This window comes from Embleya sp. AB8 (assembly GCF_049739465.1).
GTDB lineage: Bacteria > Actinomycetota > Actinomycetes > Streptomycetales > Streptomycetaceae > Embleya.
In genome coordinates, this window is the sequence record NZ_JBMHHY010000020.1 from 218266 (window position 1) to 226670 (window position 8405).

Consider the following 8405-nt stretch of genomic DNA (forward strand, 5'->3'; position numbering starts at 1 on the left):
CCATCGGCAAACCGGACAGGTTGTCCGCGACCCCGGCTCGACGCGCCGTCGCGCTCACGGGTGCAGCGCGTTGGGCACGGTCCCGTGCGCGCCCACGTGCGGGCGCGTGGGGCGGTCCCGATAGCCGTCCAGGAGCAGCCGATTGCGGTTCAGGCACAGCCGGTCGATGCGCGGGGTGAGCAGGTCGAACAGCTCGTGCCGGTCCCGCAGTTCGGGGAACGCCGCCTGGTGGTCCAGGATCTCCTCGCGGACCAGCGCCCAGAACCCCTCCTGTGGGATGCCCAGATGGGTCACCGCCAGATCGGCCAGGTAACGATGGTGGCCCACGAGCAGCGCGGCGTGGATGAACTGGCACAGGTAGTCCGGCCGTTCCCGCAGCAGCACGGCGGCCGCCGCGGCGGGCAGGTCGGCCAGCTCCGGCAGCGGCCGGTCGCTGATGTTCACGTCGTCGACGAAGTCCTTGATCGCCAGCCGCGCCGGGACGTCGTGTTCGTCGAAGACCACGATCGTGTTCTCCCCGTGCGGGGAGAACACCAGGCCGTAGCGGTACAGGCAGTGCAGCAGCGGTGGCAGCAGCGCGTGGAAGAGCCGGCGCAGCCACACCCGGGGCGCCAGGCCGGAGCGTTCGATCAGCTCGGCGACGAACGGCCGGCCCGCCGGGTCCACGTGCAGCAGCGAGGCGAGGGTACGGGCGCGCTCGCCGGGGTCCAGGCGGGGGGCCAGCGGTTCGCGCCAGATCGCGCCGAGCAGTTCGCGGTATTGGTAGGGCACGCCCGGCAGTTCCTCCAGGACCGGGTGCCGCACGGTCACCGACGCGGTCTCGCCGAGCATGATCATCCGGCATTCGTCGCGCAGGAACGGGTCCGCGTCGCGCAGGCCGAGCACCCATGCGGTGACCGCGGGCGCGGCCAGTGTGCGTTCGCTGGGCAGGCCGCGCCAGACCAGCGTGTTGAGCACCGACAGGGGGAGTTTGACGCTGCGCCGGGCGGGTCGGTCCAGGTTCAGGAAGGTACGCACGGACTGTTGCGCGAGATGGCGGTCCTCGGCCTCGCCCAGCGGCACGATCCGGCCGGCGGCCAGCTCCGGCGCGAACAACGTGGCGATCGTCTCGTCCCACTGCCACGGGTGCACCGGCAGCCAGACGAACTCCTCCGGCGCCCGGCCGCGCGCAGCCGGGACGCGGCCGAAGCGCTCGCGGGTCGCGGGGTCCAACTGCTCTTCGTACAACCGCTGTTCGGTCAGTCCAGGGACCGCCCGAAAGACCGCCAGGTCCCGGTGCACGGCGAGCCACGGCAACCGCAGCGGGCGACGCGCCTCTGGGGCGTACACGCGCGCGTCGCTCGCCGAGAAGCCGACCCGGCCCTTGTTCGGCACGATCCACGGATGGCCGATCTGGTGCCCCTCCAACTCGGCGTAGCCCAGGTCGGCGAGCGTCGCGGCGTCCACCGCGCCCGCCGCGATCGCCGCGTCGGCGGCCAGCGTCGCGGTGAGTTCGCGCACCAGGTGGCCCGCGGTGTCCCCGCTCACCCCGATCACGGTGTGCGTGTCGAGCAGGAACTGGAGCATGTCCTCGGCCGGATCGGCGCCGCCCTCCCACTCGCGCACCACCGACGCCGGGTCCACGTGCCACGCGTCGTAGGCGCCGCGCCGGGCCCGGAAGCGGTAGCGCACGTCACCGGAGCCGGCCACGGTGTAGGTGTCCCCGTCGGCGACGGGGGTGAGCAGTTCCTCGTAGGCGAACTCGGCGAGCGACTTGGCGATCAGGTCCCGGTTGACCCGCCGCCACGTGCGCGGATCGGCGGCGGGTCGGGGGATGCCTGCGGCGGGCTCAGCCGCGCCGGGTCGCGCGCCCTGGTGTGGCAGTTCGGCCTCGATGGGCCCCGCTGCCGGGTTCGAATGCGACATTTCCTACCTCTGCGGGGTCGGTCGCGCTCCGTCGGTGCGGCCGGCGAACGGACTCGGGGTCGCCCTCGGCCGGGCCGAACGTGGTGAACGCGGTGCGGTTGGGCAGTCGGTAGACCGCGCCGCCGCACACGGAGTTGAGGATGGTCGCGGCCCGGTGCGCGCCCAGGCCCAGATCGGGGGTGCCCACGCCGTGCGTGTGCAGTTCGGCGTTTTGTGTGTACAGCCCGCCGGTGACGTGCTCGGCGAGTACGACGCGGTGGTCCAGGTCGATCAGCGGCCGGCCCGCGTCGTCGCGCACGATCAGCTCCTCGAGCGGATCGAGCAGCGCGGGATGGCGCGGCGCGTAGCCGGTGGCCAGCACCACCCGATCGGTGCGCACCACGAATCCCCGGTCCTGTTCGCCGTGCCGGCAGCCCAGTTCCACCCCCTCGCCGGTCACCCGGGCCGAGCCGACCGTCACGTCGGGCATCAGCGTGGCGCGCACCCGGCCGCCGGCGATGCCGCGCTCGTACAGCTCGTCGTGGATGGCCGCGATGGTCTCCGCGCTGATCGCCTTGTAGAGCTGCCACTGCGCGGGCACCAGGCGGTCTCGGACCGGTTCGGGCAGCGCGTGGAAGTAGCGGGTGTAGTCGGGGGTGAAGTGCTCCAGGCCGAGCTTGGAGTATTCCATCGGGGCGAACGCGGGCGAGCGGGTCAGCCAGGTCAACCGCTGCCCCGGGCCGGTGCGCCGGCGCAGCAGGTCCAGGAAGACCTCCGCGCCGGACTGGCCCGAGCCGAGCACCGTGACGTCCTCGGCGTCGGTCAGGTCGGCGCGGTGGTCGAGGTAGTTCGCCGCGTGCAGCACGGTGTCGCCGAGCAGGCCCGCGAACGGCTCGGGCACCACCGGCGCGGTGCCGATGCCGAGCACCACGTGGCGCGCGTACGCGTGGTGTCGTTCGCCGGTGGCCAGGTCGCGGAACTCGACCCGGTACCGGCCGTCCGCCCAGGACACCGCGACCACGTCGCTGCCGAAGCGGCAGGCCGGCAGTGCCTCGGCGACCCAGCGGAGGTAGTGGTCGTACTCGCGCCGGGGCACATGCAGGCGCTCGGCGAAGTAGAACGGGAACAGCCGGTCGTGCGCGCGCAGATAGGCCAGGAAGGACCACGGGCTGGTCGGGTCGACCAGGGTGACCAGGTCGGCCAGGAACGGTACCTGGAGGGTGGTGCCGTCGAGCAGCAGGCCCGGATGCCAACTGAACGCCGGCGCCCGGTCCAGGAACAGCGTGCGCAGCGGCTCGATCCGGTCCGCCAGCGCGGCCAACGCCAGGTTGAACGGACCGATGCCGACGCCCACCAGGTCGTACACCACCGCGCCGGGGTCGACCGCGCGGCGCGGGGCGGGCAGGAGTTCGGTCACGGTCGGCCGCCCGCTTCCCGCGGGGTGCGCGGGCGCATCATCAACGCGGCGGTCTTGTCCGGGAGTTCCAGCTCGCCCAGGTGCCGGAAGCCGGCCCGGCCGAAGGCCCGTACCGACGCCTGGTTGCGCACGTCGGGCTCGGCCACCACGCGCATCGTGTCGGGGGCGGCGCGCAGTACCAGTTCGGTGACCGCGCGCAGGAGCACTGCGCCGATCCCGCGCCCGCGCCGGGCCGCGGGACCGATCAGCAGATGGATCCCCACGTCGTGCGGGCGCGCCGGGTAGTGGCGGGCCAACTCGTCCAGATCCGCGCGGTAGAGCTCCCAGTAGCCGACCGGTTCGTCGTCCAGGCAGCCCAGGTAGGCGCTGCTGTGCGAGCTCGCGGCTTGGCCGGCCAGATACCGGCGCACCACCTCCTCGTCCCCCGTCAGTTCCCACCAGCGGGCCACCTCCGGGTCGTTCATCCACGCGTGCAGCAGCGGAAGATCGCGCTTGGGGTGGATCTCGTGCAGGGAGAACCGGCCCACCGGCAGCGGGAGCACGCCCCAGCGGGCCGCCTCGGCGAGCGGACCGGTCGATCCCGCGCGCAGGTGCCGGGTGTTCAGGCGCAACGTCTGTGCCTCGGCGAGCGCGCTCGCGGCGGGCGCGGTGTCGGCAGGCCGGATCTCGGCGGACGACGTCTCGGGGGACCAGAGGGATGACGGGCTCATGCGGGGGCGAAACCTCCTGGGTCCGGGCTCACGCGGGGGCGTCGGCGAGCGGGTTGCGGATGTGCACGTAGATCGATTGGGTCGCCACCGGCCCGACGAGTTCGTCGAGTCCGTGCAGTCGGGTCAGCAGGTTGGCCTTGCAGCGCGGGCGCGGGTCGGTCAGCAGTGTGCGGGCCGCGCCGGAATCGGCCGCGTACCGCGCGAGCAGCGCGCGCAGCCGGGTCAGCAACACGTGTTCCGCGACCAGGCCCTGGGCGCCGAACGCGCCGATCAGGCCGAGCAGATTGTTCACACCCAGGTAGTAGACGAGCCGCTCGTCGACCACCTCGTCCGGCACGATCGTGTCGCTGGCCATGCCCGCCGCGGGCAGTCGGCGGGCCAGGTCCGCGGTGCGCGAGGCGCGGAAGTAGTAGCCCTGGTTGTCCCGGTAGCGCCCGCCGCTCGGCAGGCCGTCGGCGTCGAGCAGGACCAGGGTGTTCTGCTGGTGTGCCTCCAGGGCGATGCCCGCGTGCCGGTCCAGCCACAACACCGGCTCGGCGACCAGGGCCAGATAGCGCTCGAACCACTCCTCGGCGACCGAGGCGATCGTGCGCCCGGTACGGTCGGCCAGCGCGCGTACGTGGCCGGCCAGCCGGGAGGGGCCGATCCCGGGACGTTCGGCGACCAGCGCGGCCACACACGAGACCCGCTCGTGCGGCTCGAACGGGTTGGCCCGCAGCACCAGTTCGAATCCGGCGGCGGGCCGGTCCTGGCGCGGGAACGGCTCCGGCGCGGCCACGGAGAGCCAGGCCGGATCGCGGACGACGTCGAACGTGGGGTGCACGGCCCGCAGTTCGTGCTCCAGGCCGGAGCGGAGCAGCCGGTGCACCTCGATCCCGCGCAGCAGTTCCTTGGGCAGGTTCTCCCGGCGCGAGTTGGTGATCCGCAGGCCCAGGGAGAGTTTGAGCATCACCTCGGCGTCGGGCCGGTAGACGGTGCGCACCGAGGACGTGGGATGCCAGGGCGCGCCGGCCGGGCCGAGCGCGCGCAGCCGGCCGGCGTCGAACAGCGGGCGCAGATGCGGGCGGCCGGGCAGGTCGCGGGCCTGCCACGGGTGGGCGGGCACCAGGACGGTGCCCTCCTCGGCGCGCAACTCCCCCGCGAACTGGGCCAGTACGTCGGCCGCTTCGCGGTCCAGGGCGCTGTCCTGGGCCACCAGGTCGGCGTCCGCGGCGAACCAGTGCAGCGCGAAGGACCCGCGCAACTCCGGGGACCACGCGGCGTCCTCGACCGGGTCGAGTCGGTCCCGGCTCTTGGGCGTGGGGTGCAGCGGGTGACCGAGCACCAGGGACTGCTCGGCGGCCAAAAACGGCGCCCGCTCCGGTGGATCCTCGGGGTGGGCGCGCCGGTAGGCGATGTAGCGCTCGACGTGGGTGACCGAGTCGGCCACCCGGATCGCGGTGTCGCCGGCGGCCTCGCCGGCGTGGGTCCCGCCCGCGCTCGCCTCGTCACCCAGGATCAGGGCCAGCGTGACCGCGTTCAGCGGGCCCGCGCCGACCAGGTGCGCGGTGCCGAAGCGGTGCCACCCCGAGGGCGACCAGTAGCGCACCGGCACGGTCAGGGCCCGGCCGATCCCGGGCAGCTCGACGGTCAGCACGCTCGACTCCGGCCTGGGCAGCGCACGTTCGCGCACCCAGCAGCGGAGCAGGCATTCGACCGTCGCCCCGTCGGCGGCGTGCCGAGTGTCCGGCGCGTCGAGGTGGTCCGTGTCGGGATCCGTCCGCACGGCGGACGGATCGGGACCCGCGATGGTCATCGCTGCTCCGTGTGGTGTCGATCGACCCGTGGTCGATGCCCGTGGCTGGGATGGCTCTCTGGTTGTGGAGATTTCGACCCGTGTCGATTGTTCGTCGGTGTTGATCCGAAATATGCGAGGCGCGCGGGATCGCGGATTGTTGACGGAGCGTCAACCGGGCACGGGGTCTTCCGCGCGCCCCGTCTCGGCGGGTCTTGCTTCGGCGGGTCTTGCTTCGGCGTGTCCTGCTTCGGCGTGTCCTGCTTCGGCGTGTCCTGCCTCGACCACGGCCGCCAGTAAGGCGGCGAGGTCGGCGGCGGTGCTGTTCGGGTTGAGCAGGGTGAGCTTGAGGCGGACCGCGCCGGGGCCCTCGCCCAGTTCGGTACGGCCGACCACGGCGCGCCCCGCGCAGAGCAGCCGGCGGCGCAGCGCGGCGTTGACCCGGTCCGTCTCGGCCCGCTCGGCCGCACCCTGTGGCGACGACCCCCGGGGCAGGAAGCGGAAGAGCACCGAGGTGAGCACCGGGTCGGCGACCAGTTCCAGATACGGCTCGGCCCGGATCGCCTCGGCCGCGTGTCGGGCCAGATCGTGGCAGCGGTCCACCAGCGCGCCGAGGCCGGCCCGGCCGAGTGCCCGCAGGGTGACCGCGATCTTGAGTACGTCGGCCCGCCGGGTGGTTCGCGGCGAGTTGCCCAACAGGCTGAAGTAGCCCGCCTGTTGGTCGTCGTCCGGATTCAGGTAGGCGGCGCGCTGGGCGAGCGGGGCGAGCAACTTCGCGTCGCGGGTCAAAAAGACGCCGGCCGCGATCGGCTGCCAGCCGAGCTTGTGCAGATCGAGCCCCACCGAGTGGGCCCGGGCCAACCCGGCGAGCAGCGGCGCCAGTCGATCGGAGAACAACGCGCCGCCGCCGTAGGCCGCGTCCACGTGCAACCACGTGTCCAACTCGCGGGCCACCGAGGCGATCTCCGGCAGCGGCTCGATCGTGCCCAGGTCGGTGGTGCCGGCGGTGGCCACGATCGCGGCGATCCGATCATTGCCCGCGAGCACACGTCGGCCTGCGGCGGCCAGCGCAGCCGGGTCCATCCGATGGTCGGCCCCGGTCGGCACGGTGACCACGGCATCGTGCCCGAGCCCGAGCAGCCCGGCACAGCGCCGAATGGAGAAGTGCGCGGCCTCCGAACACAGGATCCGCCGCCGCCCGACCCCACCCCCTACGGCATCCCGCGCCAACATCAACCCGATCAGATTCGACTCGGTCCCCCCACTGGTGATCACCCCGCCGGCCACCTCGGGCCCGAACCCGACCAGCCCGGCAAGGGCGGCGACCACCTCGACCTCGAGCGCGCCGGCCACCGGCCCCTGATCCCAGGAATCCAACGAGCAATTGAGCACGGAGGCAACCAAATCCGCCGCCACCGCGACGGCCAACGGCGGACAGTGCAAATGCCCGGCACAACGCGGATCCGCCGGGTCGGCGGCCCCCCAGGCAAACAGCGTCGCCAACTCCCGCAAGGAAGCGACATCCCCCACCCCGACCACCGGCAACACCCCCGACCCGACACCCTCGGCCGCGGGTGCGCAGGGCGGTCCACCGCGGGTGGGCAAGGTGGCTTGGGCGCCGAACAAGGACGCAGCAAGGGCGGGCGCGCCGGAGGCGGGGACGGAGCCGGGGACGGAGCCGGACGCGGGGACGGAGGCGGAGGCGGAGGCGGACGCGGACGCGGACGCGGACGCGGACGCGGACGCGGACGCGGACGCGGAGCCGGACCCGGACCCGGAGGCGGAGCCGGGCATGGTGGGCGCACCGGGGGTGGATGCGCGAGCGGGCGTCGAGAGAGCACCGGGCATGGGGAGAGCGCCGGAGGCCGAGAGTGCGCCGGGGGCGGAGGCGGGCATGGCGGATTCCGGCGCGGTGGGCTCCGGCGCGGTGGGCTCCGGCGCACAAGGTGAGATCACGCCTGGTCCGCTCGGGGTGGCGGAAGACATGGCGGGCTCGGGCGCGACACGTGCGGTCGGAATCGGCGTACCGGCCCCGACCACACCCGGCCCGACCACACCCGCCGAGCCGCCCACCGGCAGCGGCCCGCCTGCCCCGGCTGTCCCGCCTGATGCTCCTGGCGAAGTCCCGAACCCTGCCGGTTCGATCACGGCCACCTGCGGTGAAGCCGCTCGGTGTCGTCTCGTCTCGGCAGATGGGACCCATTCGCCAACAGCGTCTGTCCCGGCTGCCGAGGCACCCGACCGGACCACACCTGCGGTCGCCACCGAATCCACCGGCCTCGAGCCGGCCGGGTCCGAGCCCGACACCTCGGCCACCGCGCCCATCGTGCCGCCGGCCGGCCGCGATCCATCCGAGGCACCCGCCCGGACCACCGACGCACCGAGCCCAACCGCATCCGGGGCGCCCGAATCCACCGGGCGCGAGCCGGCCACCTCCGAGCCCAACACCCGCACCGCCGCACCCGCCGGGACGTCTACAACCGGCGACCCGTCCCCCGGGCCCGCCAAGGCCGCCAACGCGCCCATCGGGTCCGAATCCGCACACCCCGAACCCACTTCACCCAAGCCCGACGCCCCACCCCGCTCGCCCACCGCACCCATCACCGGCCGCAACCCGCCC

General features: G+C 73.6%; 5 protein-coding genes. All 5 read right to left on the minus strand.

Going from position 1 to position 8405, the window contains the following annotated elements:
• Positions 1–54: 54 nt before the first annotated feature.
• Positions 55–1905, minus strand: coding sequence for an IucA/IucC family protein (locus tag ABIA38_RS28985; RefSeq protein WP_424641805.1), 1851 nt, complete (start codon positions 1903–1905; stop codon positions 55–57).
• Positions 1829–3301: a lysine N(6)-hydroxylase/L-ornithine N(5)-oxygenase family protein gene (locus ABIA38_RS28990; RefSeq protein ID WP_424641806.1), complete on the minus strand. Its 1473-nt coding sequence runs from the start codon at positions 3299–3301 to the stop codon at positions 1829–1831. Before ABIA38_RS28990 ends, ABIA38_RS28985 begins: the two co-directional genes overlap by 77 nt.
• Positions 3298–4011, minus strand: coding sequence for a GNAT family N-acetyltransferase (locus ABIA38_RS28995; protein WP_424641807.1), 714 nt, complete (start codon positions 4009–4011; stop codon positions 3298–3300). The genes ABIA38_RS28990 and ABIA38_RS28995 overlap by 4 nt, the downstream gene beginning before the upstream one ends.
• Positions 4012–4039: 28 nt before the next feature.
• On the minus strand, positions 4040–5806 hold the full coding sequence (locus tag ABIA38_RS29000) for an IucA/IucC family protein (RefSeq protein WP_424641808.1): 1767 nt from the start codon (positions 5804–5806) through the stop codon (positions 4040–4042).
• A gap of 150 nt (positions 5807–5956) precedes the next feature.
• On the minus strand, positions 5957–8386 hold the full coding sequence (locus tag ABIA38_RS29005) for a pyridoxal-dependent decarboxylase (RefSeq protein ID WP_424641817.1): 2430 nt from the start codon (positions 8384–8386) through the stop codon (positions 5957–5959).
• Between the last annotated feature and the right edge of the window lie 19 nt (positions 8387–8405).